This is a genomic window from Gottfriedia sp. OAE603 (assembly GCF_040543965.1).
In the GTDB taxonomy this organism is placed as follows: domain Bacteria; phylum Bacillota; class Bacilli; order Bacillales; family Bacillaceae_G; genus Gottfriedia; species Gottfriedia solisilvae.
Genome location: NZ_JBEUNN010000001.1, coordinates 1700271 through 1718644, shown reverse-complemented (window position 1 = coordinate 1718644; position 18374 = coordinate 1700271). Strand labels below are relative to the sequence as shown.

At 33.3% G+C, this 18374-nt stretch carries 19 protein-coding genes; 4 read left to right on the top strand and 15 right to left on the bottom strand.

Features of this window, described 5'->3' with window-relative positions; genetic code table 11:
* Positions 1 to 53: 53 nt before the first annotated feature.
* Positions 54 to 740, bottom strand: coding sequence for a bifunctional 4-hydroxy-2-oxoglutarate aldolase/2-dehydro-3-deoxy-phosphogluconate aldolase (locus ABID96_RS08505; protein ID WP_192602055.1), 687 nt, complete (start codon positions 738 to 740; stop codon positions 54 to 56).
* Positions 741 to 918: 178 nt separating this feature from the next.
* Between ABID96_RS08505 and ABID96_RS08500 the strand changes: the two genes are divergently transcribed.
* Positions 919 to 1719: an IclR family transcriptional regulator gene (locus ABID96_RS08500; RefSeq protein WP_377896808.1), complete on the top strand. Its 801-nt coding sequence runs from the start codon at positions 919 to 921 to the stop codon at positions 1717 to 1719.
* A gap of 45 nt (positions 1720 to 1764) precedes the next feature.
* Here ABID96_RS08500 and ABID96_RS08495 read toward each other — a convergent pair whose 3' ends face one another.
* The 12 genes from ABID96_RS08495 to ABID96_RS08440 all read right to left on the bottom strand — a co-directional run bounded on the left by ABID96_RS08495 (position 1765) and on the right by ABID96_RS08440 (position 14896).
* A complete protein-coding gene (locus ABID96_RS08495; RefSeq protein WP_192601634.1) occupies positions 1765 to 2718 on the bottom strand; it encodes a sugar kinase in 954 nt (317 codons plus the stop codon).
* 201 nt (positions 2719 to 2919) lie between these two features.
* Positions 2920 to 3912, bottom strand: coding sequence for a 2-keto-3-deoxygluconate transporter (kdgT, locus tag ABID96_RS08490; RefSeq protein WP_192601633.1), 993 nt, complete (start codon positions 3910 to 3912; stop codon positions 2920 to 2922).
* Between the two features lie 230 nt (positions 3913 to 4142).
* On the bottom strand, positions 4143 to 4919 hold the full coding sequence (gene kduD, locus ABID96_RS08485; RefSeq protein WP_192601632.1) for a 2-dehydro-3-deoxy-D-gluconate 5-dehydrogenase KduD: 777 nt from the start codon (positions 4917 to 4919) through the stop codon (positions 4143 to 4145).
* 106 nt (positions 4920 to 5025) lie between these two features.
* Positions 5026 to 5856: a 5-dehydro-4-deoxy-D-glucuronate isomerase gene (gene kduI, locus ABID96_RS08480; protein WP_192601631.1), complete on the bottom strand. Its 831-nt coding sequence runs from the start codon at positions 5854 to 5856 to the stop codon at positions 5026 to 5028.
* Positions 5857 to 6207: 351 nt separating this feature from the next.
* The gene (locus ABID96_RS08475) at positions 6208 to 7986 is read right to left on the bottom strand and encodes an ABC transporter ATP-binding protein (protein WP_192601630.1); all 1779 of its coding nucleotides are present in this window, start codon (positions 7984 to 7986) and stop codon (positions 6208 to 6210) included.
* Positions 7987 to 9738 carry an ABC transporter transmembrane domain-containing protein gene (locus ABID96_RS08470; RefSeq protein ID WP_192601629.1) on the bottom strand — a complete coding sequence of 584 codons (1752 nt, stop codon included), beginning with the start codon at positions 9736 to 9738 and terminating at the stop codon, positions 7987 to 7989.
* Positions 9739 to 9898: 160 nt separating this feature from the next.
* Positions 9899 to 10687: a glycoside hydrolase domain-containing protein gene (locus ABID96_RS08465; protein WP_377896807.1), complete on the bottom strand. Its 789-nt coding sequence runs from the start codon at positions 10685 to 10687 to the stop codon at positions 9899 to 9901.
* 225 nt (positions 10688 to 10912) lie between these two features.
* Positions 10913 to 11128 (bottom strand): YneF family protein, encoded by a 216-nt coding sequence (locus ABID96_RS08460; RefSeq protein WP_087998293.1) that lies wholly within the window; start codon positions 11126 to 11128, stop codon positions 10913 to 10915.
* Between the two features lie 80 nt (positions 11129 to 11208).
* Complete coding sequence (gene sirA, locus ABID96_RS08455; protein ID WP_087998294.1) at positions 11209 to 11646, bottom strand: sporulation inhibitor of replication protein SirA; 438 nt, start codon at positions 11644 to 11646, stop codon at positions 11209 to 11211.
* 140 nt (positions 11647 to 11786) lie between these two features.
* Positions 11787 to 13790, bottom strand: a complete 2004-nt coding sequence (gene tkt, locus ABID96_RS08450; RefSeq protein ID WP_192601628.1) for a transketolase — start codon at positions 13788 to 13790, stop codon at positions 11787 to 11789.
* A gap of 139 nt (positions 13791 to 13929) precedes the next feature.
* Positions 13930 to 14169, bottom strand: a complete 240-nt coding sequence (locus tag ABID96_RS08445) for a DUF896 domain-containing protein (RefSeq protein ID WP_087998296.1) — start codon at positions 14167 to 14169, stop codon at positions 13930 to 13932.
* Between the two features lie 70 nt (positions 14170 to 14239).
* The gene (locus ABID96_RS08440; protein WP_192601627.1) at positions 14240 to 14896 is read right to left on the bottom strand and encodes a YneB family resolvase-like protein; all 657 of its coding nucleotides are present in this window, start codon (positions 14894 to 14896) and stop codon (positions 14240 to 14242) included.
* Between the two features lie 140 nt (positions 14897 to 15036).
* On the opposite strand from ABID96_RS08440, the gene lexA reads away from it, so the two are divergent.
* A complete protein-coding gene (gene lexA, locus ABID96_RS08435; RefSeq protein WP_192601626.1) occupies positions 15037 to 15684 on the top strand; it encodes a transcriptional repressor LexA in 648 nt (215 codons plus the stop codon).
* 94 nt (positions 15685 to 15778) lie between these two features.
* Positions 15779 to 16405: a GyrI-like domain-containing protein gene (locus tag ABID96_RS08430; protein WP_192601625.1), complete on the top strand. Its 627-nt coding sequence runs from the start codon at positions 15779 to 15781 to the stop codon at positions 16403 to 16405.
* An 82-nt stretch (positions 16406 to 16487) separates the two neighbouring features.
* On the opposite strand, the gene ABID96_RS08425 is transcribed toward ABID96_RS08430, so the two are convergent.
* Entirely contained in the window at positions 16488 to 16928 is a 441-nt protein-coding gene (locus ABID96_RS08425) for a hypothetical protein (RefSeq protein WP_192601624.1), read from the bottom strand.
* Between the two features lie 147 nt (positions 16929 to 17075).
* On the opposite strand from ABID96_RS08425, the gene ABID96_RS08420 reads away from it, so the two are divergent.
* Positions 17076 to 17663: a GNAT family N-acetyltransferase gene (locus tag ABID96_RS08420; protein ID WP_192601623.1), complete on the top strand. Its 588-nt coding sequence runs from the start codon at positions 17076 to 17078 to the stop codon at positions 17661 to 17663.
* Between the two features lie 39 nt (positions 17664 to 17702).
* Here the strand turns inward: ABID96_RS08420 and ABID96_RS08415 are convergent, their stop codons facing one another.
* Complete coding sequence (locus ABID96_RS08415) at positions 17703 to 18119, bottom strand: GNAT family N-acetyltransferase (RefSeq protein ID WP_192601622.1); 417 nt, start codon at positions 18117 to 18119, stop codon at positions 17703 to 17705.
* Between the last annotated feature and the right edge of the window lie 255 nt (positions 18120 to 18374).

The window sequence follows — 18374 nt, the reverse complement described above, 5'->3', positions numbered from 1 at the left end:
TTTTAGAAAAAAGTTTTTAAAACATAGATTGAACTTTGATTTTGAAAGTATCTTTATTGACCTACTCCCATACCTATTTCAACATCCGCTGTATTCTGACCTCGAGAAACTTGGACCTTCTGAACATATTGCTTGGCAATGATTGTTATTTGTTCAAAATCACCTGTCTTTGCAGGGGCAATTAAGTTTCCACCAACTCCAACAGCCACACAACCGTTCTGTATCCATTCTTCAATATTTCCTAAATCTACTCCACCCGTTGGCATAATATTTACTTGTGGTAACGGGGCTTTTATCGCCTTCACGATCTCAGGTCCGAATGCGTTACCAGGGAATAATTTCACAATATCTACTCCTGCTTCTAGTGCATCTTTCATTTCCGTAATCGTCATACATCCGGGCATATAAGGAATTTGATATAAATTACATAATCGAGCTGTTTGAAGATCAAATGCCGGACTAACGATGAACTGAGCACCTGCTAAAATTGCAATTCTTGCAGTAGTCGAATCAAGAACTGTACCTGCTCCAATGACTACATTCGGATTATTTTGGTAAGAAGTAGCTAACTTCTTAATTACTTCATCAGCCCCTTGTACTGTAAACGTAACCTCTATTCCTTTGATTCCGCCTTCCACACAAGCATCACAGATTTTGATTGCCTCATCTTTTGAATTTGCCCTTATTACTGCTACAACCCCACATTCAGTAATTTTTGATAATATATTTTGTTTGTTCATCATATCCGTCAAACTCCCCTATCTATTTATAGTTGATTTAAAAGTTTACTAGTTTTGAATAAGATAAATTGAGGAAAACATGCTTACTTTATCGATCCTTTCACACTGTTCTCATTCTTTTTATTCGTTTTACAAAACTTTCACCTTGTCGTATCATATATTAGAACGGCGTTTCAAAATGAGACCCCACATTCAATGTAAGAAGGTGAATCCTATCTCTAATGTTCAATCACTCGAAAGAGCGTTAACTATATTAAACAAACTATCTGAGTATCCAGATGGTATATCAATTGCACGATTATCAGAGCAAGTCGGTTTAACAAAAAGTACCATACATAGACTTTTAGCTACTTTATCGAATATGAATTATGTGGTGAAAGATTTAGAAACTGATAAGTATAAACTTGGATTACAAGTTCTTTTTCTTTCTAGAAACCTATTAAACAACTCGAACATTGTGAACATAGCGAAACAATATCTAGAAAAGTTATCTCAAGAAGTCAATGAGACTGTTCACTTATGTATAGAAGATAGTGGTCAAGTTATTTATATTGATAAAATTGAAAGTAACCAGACAATCCGAATGTTTTCCCGTATTGGAAGTCGGGCACCAATGTATAGTACAGCCGTTGGTAAGGTTTTGCTTTCAGATATGGACCAAAACCATTTTGAAGAAATCATTTCAAATATAGACTTTACGCCTAAGACACCTACCACGATTACTTCGAAAGAAAAATTTTTAGAAGAAATAGAAATGGTAAAAATACAAGGCTATGGATTAGATAATGCTGAAAATGAAACGTTTCTGAGATGTATCGCTTTTCCAATCTTTAATCACAAAGGAAAAATCATAGCAAGTTTTAGTGTTTCAGGTCCAACAAACCGTGTTACGATGGAATTTATAAGCGAAACATTAATAGAAAAGATGAAGCGTTGCTCTCTAGACATATCAAGAAACCTTGGGTACATAGGAAGTTGATTTAAAAAGAATTCTCTAAAGCCAATCTTTAGAGAATTCTTTTATTTATTTCAAAGTAGATATATGTTTTTCCATAAATGTATTAAGTACTTCCCTACTTGGTAAACCATCATTATCTCCTGGAGTCATGACAGCTAATGCACCGATTGCCGCACCACGTCTTGCTGCTTCCTTAAGTGGAAGACCTTCTAAGATCGCACTTACTACCCCAACCGCAAAACCATCTCCAGCACCTACAGTATCGACTACTTTCTCAACAGGAAAACCTTCAGTAAAGAATTGCACTCCTTCTGAACTTGTAAATGCACCACTTGCCCCAAGTTTGATCACTACTGTTTTTACACCTTTTGCATGATAGTAATCAGCTATTTCATGGACATCTTTTCTTCCAGATAGTAATTGTCCTTCATTAACTCCTGGAAGTACAATATCAGCTAAACAGGCTAAATCATTAATCACTTGAACCATTTCCTGTTTGTCACTCCAAAGTCCTGGTCGTAAATTAGGGTCATATGAAATTTGTACACCTTTTTTTCGAGCTTCATTCATAAGTTCGTAAACCAAATCTCTACAACTAGAGGATAGCGATGGTAGAATTCCTGTCAAATGAATATGATTATAACCAGTCCAGTCAAAATTTGAGATTTTTTCAGTTCCCATATGAGAGGCTGCAGAGTTTTTTCGATCGGAAAACACTTCTGGATCGCCTTCTAATACTTTTTGTTTCCACTGCATACCTGTTTGGTAATTTGAATCAAAAGTTACTTTCGATGTATCAATTCCATTGTGTTGAAGAAATTTTTCAATATATTTGCCAAATGGATCATTTCCCAATTGTGAAATATAAGTAACTTGATGTCCTAAACGAGACATTCCGATTGAGAAATTTACCTCTGCTCCTGCAACAAACCTATTAAAATGCTCAGCCTCTTCTAGAGAACCAACTCGATCCGCTACAAACAGAGCCATCGGTTCTCCACCAGTAATAATTCTGCTCATTTCAATCCTCCTTATAAAATAACCCCTGCTATATGTATCTCTTAGTCTATAAAAACTCTTTTCATAATCTTAGAAAGATCAAATTAGATACTTTTTAAAAATTCAGTTAATAATTGGTAGTATGCTAGTATACATGTAAATAGATCAATACATTATTGAATGCTAGACTAATTCAAAAAATAAACCAAGCTAATATATTATTTATATTGCAGTTGCACTTTGCTTTTTTGTTGGTGTCTGTCCATTCTTTTTAGTCATATATTGTGAAAAATAAGCTGTGAGGATAGGAACCAAAATCGATGTAACAATGATAGATGCAGCAACTAAAGCGGTTGCAGATTCGGCTACAGGAAGAAATTCCGGCTTCATTTGGGCAATGATCATTGGGTTTGCAACTGCAGCACCAGCCGTACTTGAAGCAGCAAGACCTGCTGTACCATTTCCACCACCAATATATTTATCTGCAAGCATTAATGGAATACCTGTTACAACAATTACAAGAATGCCAAGGACAATTCCTGCTACACCTGTTTTCGCAATAACGGTCAAATCGATAGAGTTCCCTAAGGCGAAACCAAAGAATGGTATCATCGTATGTGTTGCTTTACTGAAGAAATCTCGTAAATCGTGATCTAGATTTCCTAGTATAAAACCAATTAAGAAAGGTAATACAGCTCCTACAAAAACATGCGGTTCAAAAGCAGCTAATCCAGTTGTACCAAGTATTAACATTGTTACAAGTGGACCTGATTCAAGTGACATTAAGACAAAAGCCCCTGCCTCTTCTTTCGTCCCATACTGCTGCATGATGGAAGCATACAGCCCACCGTTCGTCATATCCATAGCTGCTATCAAAGCAAGTACTGAAAATCCTGCAAAAAATCCAGTTTGGATACCTCCATCAGGGATAAATAAGGAAGCAACGATCGCTACAACCCATGCAACCGCTATTTTTGTTATGACAAGTGTACCCGATTTTCTTAATACCGTTCCTGTTGCTTTAATATTAATACCCGCACCCATACAGAAAAACCAAACTGCTAAAATCGGCACTGTACCGGTCATTAACCCATTTGTAAATGAACCGAAATATTCACCTGATTTTGGAGCTAGAGTGTGAATAATCGCACCTAAGAATAAAGGAACCAACATTAGCCCCCCTGGAATCTTTTCAATCGTCTTCAAGATTTTCATCATTGCACACCTTACCTTTTCTTTATATTTGGTAATTCAAGCAAACGAAATTGACACATGAGTTTTGTTTCGTAATAAAACGTACAAGTGTAGTTCCTTAATGAATGTAATGAAAAACATATTTTCTTGATGGATCTTCCCATTTTTAATTGCTTTAGCAATTGGCTTCTCTTATTAGTCTTACAATCTATTAATTATAGAAATCAACTCATCTAAAAGTTATTTTTATTTTAACGTGCTAACCATCCGCCATCGACGGCAAGTATATGCCCATTCATATAGTCTGATGCTTTACTTGCTAAGAAAACGACAACACCCATTAAATCAGAAGGCGAAGCCCATCTTCCAGCTGGAATCCGAGAGAGAATTTCTGCATTCCTTTGTTCATCAGCACGAATCGGTGCAGTATTCGCTGTAGCAATATAACCTGGAGCAATGGCATTCGTTTGAATATTATATTGTCCTAATTCATTTGCAAATGCTTTTGTAAGACCAGCAACTCCATGTTTACTCGCAGTATATGGCGGGATAAATTTACCACCTTGGAAAGACAGCATCGAGCCGATATTAATAATTTTACCGCTTTCCTGTTTTGCCATTACTCTAGCAACCTCTTGACTTAAAAAATATACAGCATTCAAGTTAATATCCATGACTGCATCCCAATCTTCTGCTTTATACTCAAGTAAAGGTGTCCTGCGGATTGTTCCTGCGTTATTTACTAGAATATCGATTTTACCGAATACCGTTAAACACTCGTCTACGATTTTTTTTATATTATCTCTAACTGTAAGGTCTACTTGAAAAAAGTGAACTTTCCTTCCAGTACCTTCAATTAGTTCTCTCGTTTCATCCCAAGAAGAATCATGTGAAACAATAAAGAGTTCTGCTCCTGCCTTTGCCAGTGCAACTGCGTAGCCTTGGCCAAGACCTGTATTACCTCCAGTTACAATTGCTACCTTTTCATTTAAGGCAAAATAATCCAATGAAAAATTGTCTAAACTCATTTCCAATGCACTCCTTGTTCTCAATTTGAATTTATACTTATACTGAACTTTAAAAGTTTCATTAACTTATCAATCTTTGTATGAAACTAGTAATCTATAAATTTATCTATCTCAACTGATCCATTGCGACCTGGTCCATGTCATTATAGGTTTTGTTCTCTCCTGCCATCGCCCAAATAAATGTATAATTGCTAGTTGCAGTTCCACAATGAATGGACCACGGAGGTGAAATAACAGCCTGTTCATTTTTCATGACTATATGTCGTGTTTCTGTTGGTTCGCCCATCATATGAAACATTCTCGCATTTTCATCTAAATCAATGTATAGATACACTTCCATTCTGCGGTCATGCGTATGAGTCGGCATTGAATTCCAAACACTACCCGTATTTAATTGTGTCATTCCCATCACAACCTGACAGCTTTGAATCCCTTCATTATGTATCATTCGGCGAATCACTCGGTCATTTGCATTTTCAAGTGACCCTAAGCGCTCTCCTTCAATATCCTTAAACGCAACTTGTTGGGTCGGATACTCTTTATGAGCAGGTGCAGAGAATAAATAATATTTTGCTGGATTTTCATTAGAGTCACTCGAGAATAATAACTCTTTCTTTCCTAATCCTACATATAAGCAATCCTTATTATCCATTTCATAGATTTCACCATCAACAGTAATTTTCCCTGATCCACCCACATTGAATATCCCAACTTCTCTTCGCTCTAAGAAGTAAGCTGCTTTGATTTGGTCATATCCTACAAGAGAGATGATTTCATTTATTGGGGTAATTCCACCAGTAATCGTTCGGTCCTCCATCGAATAGACAAGCTTGATTTCTCCAGGGACAAATAACTCTTCAATTAGATAGTGCTTTCGAATTTCTTCAGTATTAAATGTTTTCGCGTGATCCGGATGTGTTGAGTATCTTATTTCCAAAATTTCCATCTCCTTTTATTTCACCCTTAAAAAAGGGTAATTCTATTAAGTGAAACAACCAAAAATAAAACGGTTACATCTTTATCAACATTTATCAAACTGTGAAAATTGAATAATTTTGTTTTTTTATCACCACACTCCAATACGTTTGCGTTGTGTTCCGTATCGTGGAACGACGTTTCATAATTTAATTATATCGTTTTCAATTATAAAAATGCAAGAAAGAATATTACAAAAAAATGAATTTTTCTCCAATGCTATTCGAACCTAAATTACTTCAAAAAAAATACACCACTTTTGAAAAGTGATGTACTTAATTCATTTCTAGCATATCTATTAAACTACTTACTTTTACTCTGCTAATTGAAGTGACCCTTTATTTTGAAGTAAATACATATTGTAATATAACCCTTGCTTAGCAAGCAGTTCTTGATGGTTTCCTGATTCTACTATTCTTCCTTTATGGAGAACATAAATACAATCAACATCTTGGATCGTAGATAAACGGTGTGCAATTATGACTGTCGTTCTTCCTTTTCTCATTGCTGTTAATGCAGTTTGGATGGCTTCTTCCGTTTCACTATCAATATTTGCTGTTGCTTCATCAAGGATTAAAATAGTTGGTTTCGCTGCTATCGTTCTAGCAAAAGTAATTAACTGTCTCTGACCACTAGATAAGGTTGAACCTCGTTCGACTACTGCCTCATCATAACCATTTGGTAATTTTTCAATAAATTCATTTGCTCTTACTAATTCCGCTGCTTCTTTCATTTCCATTTCGCTAATGGCGTCATTATACATTGAAATATTCCCTTTAATGTCTCCTACGAATAAGTAAGGGTCTTGCAAAACTAATCCGATATTAGAACGTAATTCACTTTCTTGAAAAGAAGATAGTTTTTGATCGTCGATTCTTATTTCTCCATTTTTCACATCATAAAAGCGTAATAATAAGTTCATGATTGTTGATTTTCCACTTCCAGTATGACCTACAAAAGCAACTGATTGCCCTGGTAAAACAGAAAAAGACAAATCATGAATGACATTATGCACACCATCATATGCAAAAGAAACATTTTTAAAATCAATACTACCTTCTACTATTTTCGGTGAATTCGAACCTTCTTGTACTGGTGCTTTTTGCTCTTCATCCATTAAATCAAATACCCTTGCAGAAGAAACAACTGCTTGTTGAAGTAATGAAAGCTTCATCATCATTTGTGTGATTGGTTCAAAAAATCTTTCCAAATAACTAACAAATGCATAAACAGTTCCAATTTCAACAGGGTTACTAAATGAAGCAATCCCAAAAAAGCTTAAAACAAACATAATACCGATTGTGTAAATTAAATCAGTTGCTGGTCTTAAAAATAATGAATCTAGTCTGATAGTTTTAACGCCTGCTTGGTAATGTGACTCGTTTATATGTTCAAATTCACTTTGAAGTCGCTTTTGTTGATTAAATGCTTGAATGATCGACATACCTTGCAAATGCTCATTCAGCTTTGCATTTAAATTACTTAACTGCCCTCTAGTTTCCATAAAAAATGGAAAACTCTTCTTACGATATGTGAGGATCACAAAATAAACAATAAACACTAAACCTAAACAAATTGAAGCAAGTTTTACATCCAAACTATACATCGCAATGATAATCCCGACTAAAAAGACGATTTGCTGAATAAATGTTGCTAAGACACTTACGTAAAAATCCTTAATTGCTTCTGTATCATTCGTAATTCTAGAGACTATGCTTCCAATTGGTGTTTTATCAAAGAATGAGAAGGCTAACGAGTGAACATGTTCATAAACCTTCATACGAATATCTTGAACTACTTTAAAAGCAATTTGTTGAAACATTAATAATTGAAGATAAGATAAAACAATTTTTCCAATCATTAATACAACGTATACAGAAAACAACATAAGAATTGTATCTTTTGGAAAGTACTGTTTCATTAAATGATCATCTAAAAATCTCTTCACTAATATTGGTCCGTACATTTCACAAGCAGTTGCAAGGAATAAAAATACAAATGCGAAGAAAAGTAGAACTTTATATTTTTTTAAAAATGAAAGTAAACGAAATAAGTCTTTCTTTTGCCTTGAAATATCTATTTCTTGTTCCATTTATCTCCCTCCTTGCTGAACAAGTTCTTCTAATTGCTGTCTTTCAAACATTTCCTTATACCAACCATCAATTTGAACTAATTCCTCATGTTTACCACGCTGAATGATTTTACCTTCATCTAGTACAATAATTAAATCACTATGCATTACAGCACTCATGCGATGAGAAGTAATAAAGGTTGTTTTCCCATCACGCTCATCTTTTAATGATCGAAGTATTTTCTCTTCTGTTTTTGCATCTACTGCCGATAAACAATCATCCAAAATTAAAATGTTTGGATTTTTAATTAATGATCGAGCAATTGAAATTCTTTGTTTCTGTCCGCCAGAAAGAGAAACACCTCGTTCTCCAACCACTGTTTGATAACCTTCTGGAAAATCTAATATATCATTGTGGATATTTGCTATTTCAGAAGCTTTATAAACATCTTCATCTGATGCATTTGTAAAACTAAAAGCAATATTTTCTTTTACGGTACTTGAAAATAAAAAATGCTCCTGAGGTACATATCCGATATGCTCTCTTAATGCATGTAAACTCACATTTTTAATATTCATATCGCCCACTGAAATTCTTCCTTGATTAACATCATATTCTCTTAACAATAATTTTAATAATGTCGTCTTCCCTTGCCCTGTTTTTCCAACAATACCAATCGTTTGACCTTCTTTTACACGAAAATGAATATCACTTAACTTAAAATTGGATTCCTCATTATATGTAAATGAATCGATTGCATAGTGTATTTCTCCCATCGCAAGTTTTTGTAACGCTTGGTCGGAATCTTTAATCTCAGCTTCAATACTTAATAAAGAGCGAATACGATCATAAGAAGCTCTCCCTCTTTCAACAATATTGAATAACCAACCTATTGCAAGCATAGGCCAAATTAAAATTCCTAAATATGTAACAAAGGTGATTAATTGTCCAATTGTAATGTCATCTGAAATAACTAATCTTGAACCATAAACAATCGAAATTAAGTATGAAATTGAAACAACAAGCATAATAGTCGGATCAAATAAGGCATCAATTCGTGCAACCTTCATATTGTTTTTAACAACTACGTCGGCTTGATTTTTAAAAGCACCAATATCTTCTTTTGCTTGCCCTAAACTTCTTATTACTTTTAAACCACTCATGCTTTCTTGTACTTTATTATTTAATTCAGAAAAAGCTTCTTGCGCTAAATGAAATCTTTGATGTAATAGTTTTCCATAGTATTGCGTTAAAATGGCCATGATTGGTAGTGGTAATAAACTAATTAAAGTAAGTTTCCAACTAATTGAGACTGCCATCATGACTAACACAGATCCACCTAGTATAATCGAGTCAACAAAAGTTAAAATACCCGCACCAGCCGTTTCTCGAACAGCTTGAACATCATTAGTCGCATGAGCCATTAAATCTCCAATACGATTTTTTTGATAAAAAGTTGGCGACATTTTTGTAAAGTGATGATATAAATTATCTCTAAGTTGTTTTGCTAATTTTAATGAAGAGCCAAAAATTAATCTTCTCCACAAAAATCGAAATAAATAAAGTAGTAGTCCATTTACGAAAATTAATCCTACCCAGAAGAATAATGTCTTGCCACTAAGTGATTTTTTTATCATTTCGTCGATAACATAACCAATGACTTTCGGAGGTAAAAGCTCTAATAATGCAACAATAATTAGTAGAGATATACCCCAGATATAACTTCTTTTTTCTTGTTTAAAAAACCATAGTAAATCTTTAAAGACTGACATTTCCTCACCCCCGTAATTAACACATAGTTTGATTTTAACAAATATTATGAATACTTTACAGTTAAGGGTCAATTATAACATAAAAAAAATTGTTCAAAGAAAGAATTTAAAAAATGCACAAACAGTTCACTGCTTGTGCATTTTTCAAGAGATAGATAAACTACCATAGAAATTTGATTAGATCACCTTTAAATAAATTTGTATCAATATTACAATCAGTTGCATCTAATCCATATTGCCAACCATAAATTTTAGAGTCACTTGGTCCACCAGCTAAAAACTCTGGTGCTTTTGTTTTTGACGTTATACCTCGTTGTGGAAATGCAGTCCATAAAATCGTTTCTTTACTTAATCTGCGATGTTCTTTTGCTGCTTGTTTATATGCCTTCGATAAATCTTGCCCATTGTCAAACACACCATAGATGCCTGATACATATCCCATCTTTTTCATCTCATCATAATACCCTTTTATAAACTCAGCATCGACTTCATAAATTGGTTCAATATCTGCAAATATTGCTGTTCCTTTTGGTACATCTAAAGCACTAGCTAGCTTCCCACCGACTTGTGCCTGCTTTATACCGTTTTTGTACCCTGTTGCTGACACAAATTGATTATTGATTAATAAGATTTTTATTTTCTTTGAATGTAATAAAGCTGCTTCTTTTTTAGTAATTCCTTTAGAAACGTCTTCTTTCGTGCCAAGATATCTACCCCAAACCTCAGGTGTTCCAAACTCTTTTTTCACACAAGTTAAAAATTGGTTAGTTATATTTGATGCAGAGTCAACTCCCCAATAAAAAGATTTAGTAGAAGGATCTATTTGCTCCTGTTTTTCATGATTTCGAGACGAATCTTCTTTACTGCTCATTACCCCGAAGATTATAGAAAACAATAATACCACTGATACGAGAATAAAAATGATTGGTTTCCAATTCAAGCTACTCACTCCCTTTTCAAAACATCTTATTCAAGAGAGAAAAGGAATGATTGTGCTTTGGAAAATGAAGTAGAGTGATGACATATGTAAAAAACAACTAAAAAAACCACTCTCCATTGGATCATTACCAATGAAAAGTGGTTTTGGATTAGTTGTTTGTGATTGATAAGATATTATTGCAATTTTGATCATGTCTTACAAGAAGAATGTTCTCTATTCTAGCAATAAGACTCATTACTTTTGGTTGTTCATAGCCTTCATCATTTGATTAATTTTCTTTTGTGAAGGTTTTTGACCCATTTGTGCCATCATTACTTTTAACATTTGTTCATTAATTGGTGGATTTTTCTTTAAATAGTTCATTGTATATTGACGAGCTATGAAAAATCCAATCGCTACACCAGCAACTAATGCTAGTACTCCGACTAGAATATATAACCACATATTTATTGCTTCCTCCTTAAAATCATCTAGAACAATTTTACTAAAACAAACCTATTAATACAAGAGCATTATGCATTTTTATCTTATTAAATATACTTTTGGTACGCAATTGGTCTTAGCCAGCCAAATCTTTCATCCTTTACATCTATTGCAATAAATGTAGAGCGAAATTTCCTTAAGAGTTCAAAGAAGATCGTTTCAGCATCTAAGCTGCCATTTGCATACAAAATTAATTCACCTGGATTCATTTTTAGCTGCGCTTTTGCACCGTCAGCTAGTTCTAGAAGATACTCTCCGGTTTCTTCATGAAAGTAGATTTGATAAGGATTATTTTTGCGAATAAATGTGTGTAGCTCAAATAAAGGTATTGGTTCTGTAATATATTGTAATTGTTTTTCAATTATTTTTCTCAATTCTTTTGACGAGTAGTAATATTCGTTCACTAGTTGATATATTTTATGCTCTCTTCCATAAAATTCTATAGAAAGTGGTTCACTTATTAAATATATTTTATATTCTCTCATAACTTGTCCACTCCTAACAACTATCTGTAAGGAAATTATATAGAATTTCACCTGAAATATTTGTCTTTTTAAGGAATAGAATATCAACTAGTTTTGTCGAATATTATTTTTTCGTTTACATTTTTAATTTATTTGACCTATTAGCCTAAAACTTTTTTTGCAGCTTCAACAACATGATCAACAGTGAAGCCAAATTTCTCCATTAATAATCCACCTGGAGCTGAAGCACCGAAAGTATCGATTGCAAGTACTTCTCCTTCGAATCCAACATACTTATGCCATCCAAATGAAGAACCCATTTCAACAGCGACACGTTTAGTCACTTCTTTTGGAAGAACTGATTGTTTGTATTCTTCAGATTGTTTCTCAAATAAATCCATTGAAGGCATTGATACAACTGATGCTGAAATTCCTTGAGCAGCTAATTTTTCTTGTGCACCTACAGCTAATTGAACTTCACTACCTGCACCAATTAAAATTACATCAACATTATCTTGTTTAGCAGGTGAAACTACATAAGCACCTTTAGATACTTTCTCGTACACATCAGATGTCGTACCTTCTAAAACAGGTAAATCTTGACGAGATAGAACTAACATAGTTGGTGTATCTTTTGCCTCAACAGCAATTTTCCATGCAGCTGAACTTTCGTTTCCATCTGCTGGACGAATTACATTAATGTTTGGCATTGATCTAAATGAAGCTAATTGCTCTACTGGCTCATGAGTTGGTCCATCTTCACCAACAGCAATACTGTCATGAGTGAATACATAAGTTACAGGTAAGTTCATTAAAGCAGCAAGACGAATTGCTGGTTTTAAGTAATCAGAGAATACAAAGAAAGTAGCTCCAAATACGTTTAGTCCACCGTGAAGCGCCATTCCGTTTAATGCAGCTCCCATTGCAAATTCACGTACACCAAACCAAATATTACGCCCATCATAGCTTTCTCTTGTAAAGTCACCTTTACCGTTCATATATGTTTTATTAGAACCAGCTAAGTCAGCTGAACCACCAAAGAAGCTTGGTAATACGTTCGCGATTGCATTGATTGCTTCACCTGATGAAGAACGAGTCGCAATTTTCTTACCTAATTCATATTTTGGAAGTGCATCTTCTAAATTAGTTGAAATATTACCTTCAATTGCATTCTTTAATTGAGCTGCAAGTTCTGGATATTTTTCTTCATATTTAGCAAATGTAGCATTCCATTCTGCTTCTTTTTTCGCACCAGCTTCAACAATTACGTTATTAAAGTGAGCATAAACTTCTTCTGGTACATGGAACGCATTTTCATATCCCCATGCATAAGCTTGCTTTGTTAAAAGGGTTTCTTCTTTACCTAGTGGCTCACCGTGAGATTTAGATTTACCCGATTTATTAGGAGAACCATAACCGATCGTCGTTTTTACTTCAATTAAAGTTGGACGAGATAATTCTTGCTGTGCTTTTTGAACAGCAGCGTTAATTTCATCTAAATTATTTCCATCTTCTACACGAATAACTTGCCAACCATATGCTTTATAACGATCTTCAACACTTTCAGAGAAAGAGCGATTTAACTCACCATCTAAAGAAATATCGTTTGAATCGTAAAGAACGACTAATCTTCCTAATCCTAAGTGACCAGCTAATGAAGCTGCTTCAGCTGAAACGCCTTCCATTAAATCTCCATCACCACAAATTGAATATGTAAAATGATCTACAACATTTAAATCTTCTTTATTATATGTACCAGCTAAATGACGTTCTGCTAATGCAATACCAACTGCCATTGAAATACCTTGTCCTAGTGGTCCAGTTGTTGCTTCTACTCCATGTGTATGTCCAAATTCTGGATGACCTGGCGTGTTACTACCCCACTGACGGAAGTTTTTAATATCTTCTATAGAAACTTCATATCCTGATAAATGAAGCATGCTATAAAGTAACATTGAACCATGACCTGCTGATAACACAAATCGGTCTCTGTTAAACCATTTTGCATTTTTTGGATTGTGATTCATAAACTTTGCAAATAATGCATATGCCATTGGTGCTGCACCCATAGGCATTCCAGGGTGACCTGAGTTTGATTTTTCGATCGCATCAATTGATAAAGTACGAATCGTATTAATTGCTAATTGTTCAATATTATTAGACATAAATTTCGCTCCTTTAGCTTATTCATAAATATTATCATATAGTTTCGTATGATTTATTACAATAACTATCACTTAGTTTTAACAATTTTTAGAAATTCTTGTCATAAAATAGAAAAAAAGCAGAAATAAATATTTCCGCTTAGTGTAAATTTCTTTTTCGAATTGCTTTTGCAATTTTTAACTTTGCAGGTGTAATATCGTTACCTTTCTCGTCTACTATTTTAATAGAAGTTAATTCATCTACCATACGAGAACGAAAATCAGCTAAATATTCTTTTCTTAATTTTTCTTGCTCTATTTTTTCATCCGGAGTTAATCCTTCAGCTTTAGACTTTTTTGATAATTCATTGATCCTATTTAAAGTTTTAGGTGAAACCATCTTACCTTCTCCTCTCACTTGAATGATTCAATTATTTCAATTCAATTATCATATCTTACATTAAAATTGCTTAGCTTTCAATCTTTGAAATTTCACCAATGTACTCATTATATCTTCTATTAACCGTTGCTTTAGAAACATCATAGCCAAATCCTCTTAAAGTAGCTGCAATTTCCTCAAATGTTAGATTATTTTGACGCAAACGAACGATTTCAGTAATTGGCAATTCTTTCTTCTCTCGTCCCCCACCATTTATGCTACCCTCTAGGTTTCTTTCGGGTTTATAACCATTTTCAACAGCTTTTCTCATACCTCGTTTTATTTTCATATTATGTATTTTTCTTTGATATTCTTCTACAATACTTAAAATCTCAAGCACCATTTCATCACTTTCACTTAATTGAAATTCACCATTTTGAGATGATGTAAAAAGCTTGATCCCCTCTTTTTTTAAGAAGTGCAAAATGGCTATTCTAGCATGTCCACGGCCAAGACGAGTTTCATCTTGAATTAATAAAGCTTCTACTTTATTTTCTTTAATGGATTCAAATAATTCTATTAAACCATCTCTTTCAACAACATAACCGCTTGCTTGTTCGCTTATTGTTTTAAGAATACACATTCCCATCCGCTCACTTAGTTCAGACAGCTCAACTATTTGTCTTTGCAGTGATGTTTCTTGTGAATCCTTAGCTGTACTTACTCTTGCATAGATAATTGCATTCATTAGTTGATACCCCCATACGAACATGAAAACTACTTTCCGAAAAAAACGAACTAACGTTTGTATATATTATCCTATCATGATATAATTAAAAAAATAAAGAGGAACGTATTATCTACTTTACAGGTTAGGGGGAAATTTACGTGAATAAGTTATCTAAAAGACAAGCTGAAATTCTAGCGTATATTAAAGATGAAGTAAAAGTTAAAGGTTATCCGCCTTCAGTTCGAGAAATTGCTGAAGCTGTTGGACTAGCTTCTAGTTCTACTGTTCATGGACATTTAGAAAGATTAGAACAAAAGGGATTTATTCGCCGAGACCCAACTAAGCCACGTGCTATTGAAATTCTTGGAGATAGTAGCCCTGTTGTAAATGAAGCTCAAGCTGTTTACAGTGAAATATATAGCGACATAATGAATATTCCTGTAATTGGGAAAGTTACTGCCGGTATCCCTATTACTGCAGTTGAGAATGTTGAAGAGTATTTTCCTTTACCAACTAGTGTTGCACCTGCAAATGAACAAGTCTTTATGCTTCGAGTTGAAGGTGACAGTATGATGAATGCAGGAATTTTAAATGGTGATCTAGTAATTGTTAAAAAACAGTTTACTGCTGAAAATGGAGAAATTGTTGTAGCTATGACAGAAGATAGCGAGGCAACTGTTAAACGCTTCTATAAAGAAAGTGATCATTTCAGACTACAACCAGAAAACGACGCTCTACTACCTATCTTACTAAAACAAGTATCTATTTTAGGTAAAGTTATTGGCGTATACCGTACATATCATTAATTAATTTGGAGGCAATGACATAATCTGTGATTGCCTCTTTATTATCTTTACATATCTCACATAGATACGAATTTATCATACTAAGGGGTTAATTATGAGTAAGTTTGAATGGAGAAAACATTTAAAAGAAATTTATCTACCTAAAAATTATCCTGAGGTTATTGATCTACCAGCAATGAAATATTTCACAATTAATGGAACAGGTAATCCCAATTCTGAACAGTTCACAAAGTGTATTGAAGCTTTATATTCATTGTCTTATGCCGTAAGAATGATGCCAAAAAAAGGAATTATGCCTGATGGTTATTATGAATATACTGTATTTCCATTGGAAGGATTCTGGGATTTAGATGAAAAAGGAAGAAAATTGGATTATTTAAATAAAGACCATCTCGTCTACAAATTAATGATCAGACAACCTGATTTTGTAACACAAGAAGTTTTTGAGATTGCCGTTAATAGTGTTAAAGAAAAAAAGTCCCAACTTGAGATAGATAAAGTAGGTTTTGAAACAATAACAGAAGGTCTATGTGTCCAAGCTATGCATAATGGAAGTTATGATCTTGAACCGGCTACTTTTGCTTTAATGGAACAATTTTGTTCTCAAAACAACTTAGAAAGACTTGAAAAAACACATAAAGAAATCTATATTTCAGACGCTCGAAAAACACCTTCAGAAAAACTAAAAACAGTTTTAAGGTTTAACGTAAAGAATCTTTAAACTTAATCAAAAAAAATAAGAGCTTGGTAATCCAGGCTCTTTGTTTTAATTGTCAATTTTTTAAATTTAACTTTTAACTCCCCTAATACTCCTTTTTTGATGCATTTTTTTCTAAATCTTCACGGAAAGCTACAGCTAAATAATTATCAATGATATTTCTTGTAATTGGAGATTGAAACACCTGACTATTATATGCACCATCTTTATATTCAATTATATCAATCGTTTTTTCTATATTCTCATTCGTAATTTCATCATAATACTTAACAAGTACTTCAATTAATGGTTCATCAATTTTAATTTCCAACTCTCTATTGAAAAATACTACTTTTGTATACGCAAGTTCATCAATCATTATATCTAACTCACCATTAGCTGCTTCTATTTCTTTCTTTAAGGACTCTTTCAAATCAGTAAAATATGATTCGAATTTATTACAAAGTTTATGATAAGCATGATTCTCTGATACTGTCTCTTTATAAATTTCTTTTGTTTTTAAAATGAATTCCTTTTTAAAATCCATAACCTAGCCCTCTCCTCCCCAAATATGATTGGAGTTTTTATACATTCTATTCATTTCACATAGATTAATAGAATAAAAGCAATAAAAGTTTTCTAAAACTTTCATTTATTTATTCATCTTATTGTTTCAAATAATAGGAGTTTTGACATGTTTAGAAGAATTATTAAAAGGAATACATTCATTTCAATAATAAGTGAAGGGATCTTAGTGATGACTGTTCTTTATGAAACGAAACGATTAATGCTACGAATATTTGAAGATGAACATCTTGAATCAACGAAATCCTTTTGGGGTGATGAAGATGTTATGGCCCTTTGCAGTGGTGCTACGACTGAGGAATTATTATCCCAAATCATACTCGGATATCGCAAGTGCCACGAAAAGACAGGTTTATCGGTTTATGCAGTGGAAGAAAAAAATTCAGGTTGTATTATTGGTGCAGCAGGATTTAATATTTCTGGGAATATGGACACTGTAGAATTAATTTACCATTTTAATAAAAACTCATGGGGTCAAGGATATGCAACCGAAGCTGTTAAAGCATGTCTAGACCTTGCTATACATCACGGTAGCGTCAAACTGATTACCGCTTCTTGTGACGTTAAAAATGTTGGCTCCTTAAAGATCCTTAAAAATGTAGGTTTTATTGATAAAGGAACAAAATATTTTGAAGACTCAAATCAAGATGAACCTTATTTTGAATTCACTATTGGAGATTTAAAAGAAAATAAGTAGTCTTACAAACCTACTTATTTTCCTATTTTAACTGATTCATTAAATAAATTTTACGAAGATAATTTCTGGATCATCTTCATCTAAATTGTTAATAACCCCACTTTCTACATAACCTAGCGTTTTAAATACTTCTTTCATTGGCTGATTCGATTGATTTGTAGATGAAAATATTTTACTAGTTTGACAGTTTTCTTCTATATATCTTAATAAGCTCTTTGCAACTCCATTACGTCTCAACCTTGGACTCACAATAACTAACTCAACAAAAAATTGGCCAAAAAAGTGATGATGATAGATAAGAAATCCAAAGATCCTTTCATCAATACAACCTACTACGCATCTATTTTGTATTATTGAATGTCTAATCTCAGCTTCCCTACAATTGCTTTTTATGACTTCTTCTTCAATAAACATGATTTCTTTTATATCAAGTATTGTAGCTAGTCTAATTTCCATTCAATTCATATCCTTTTTGTTTTTTTTCAATTCATGATTTTTCTTATACTCTACTACTCTATTAACTCTCTAAATAGAATAAGTCATATTATAAGAAGAAGCGTGTATATTTACCCTATTGGTAAAAAGTCCAATGAAGCCTTAACGCAATTTTGAATATTACCAAACTCAAAAAATAGCTTCCCTTTATGAATACTCATCTCCAAAGTTTAAATATATACAAAAAAGGTAAAGATAAAATAAAAAGGAAATGAG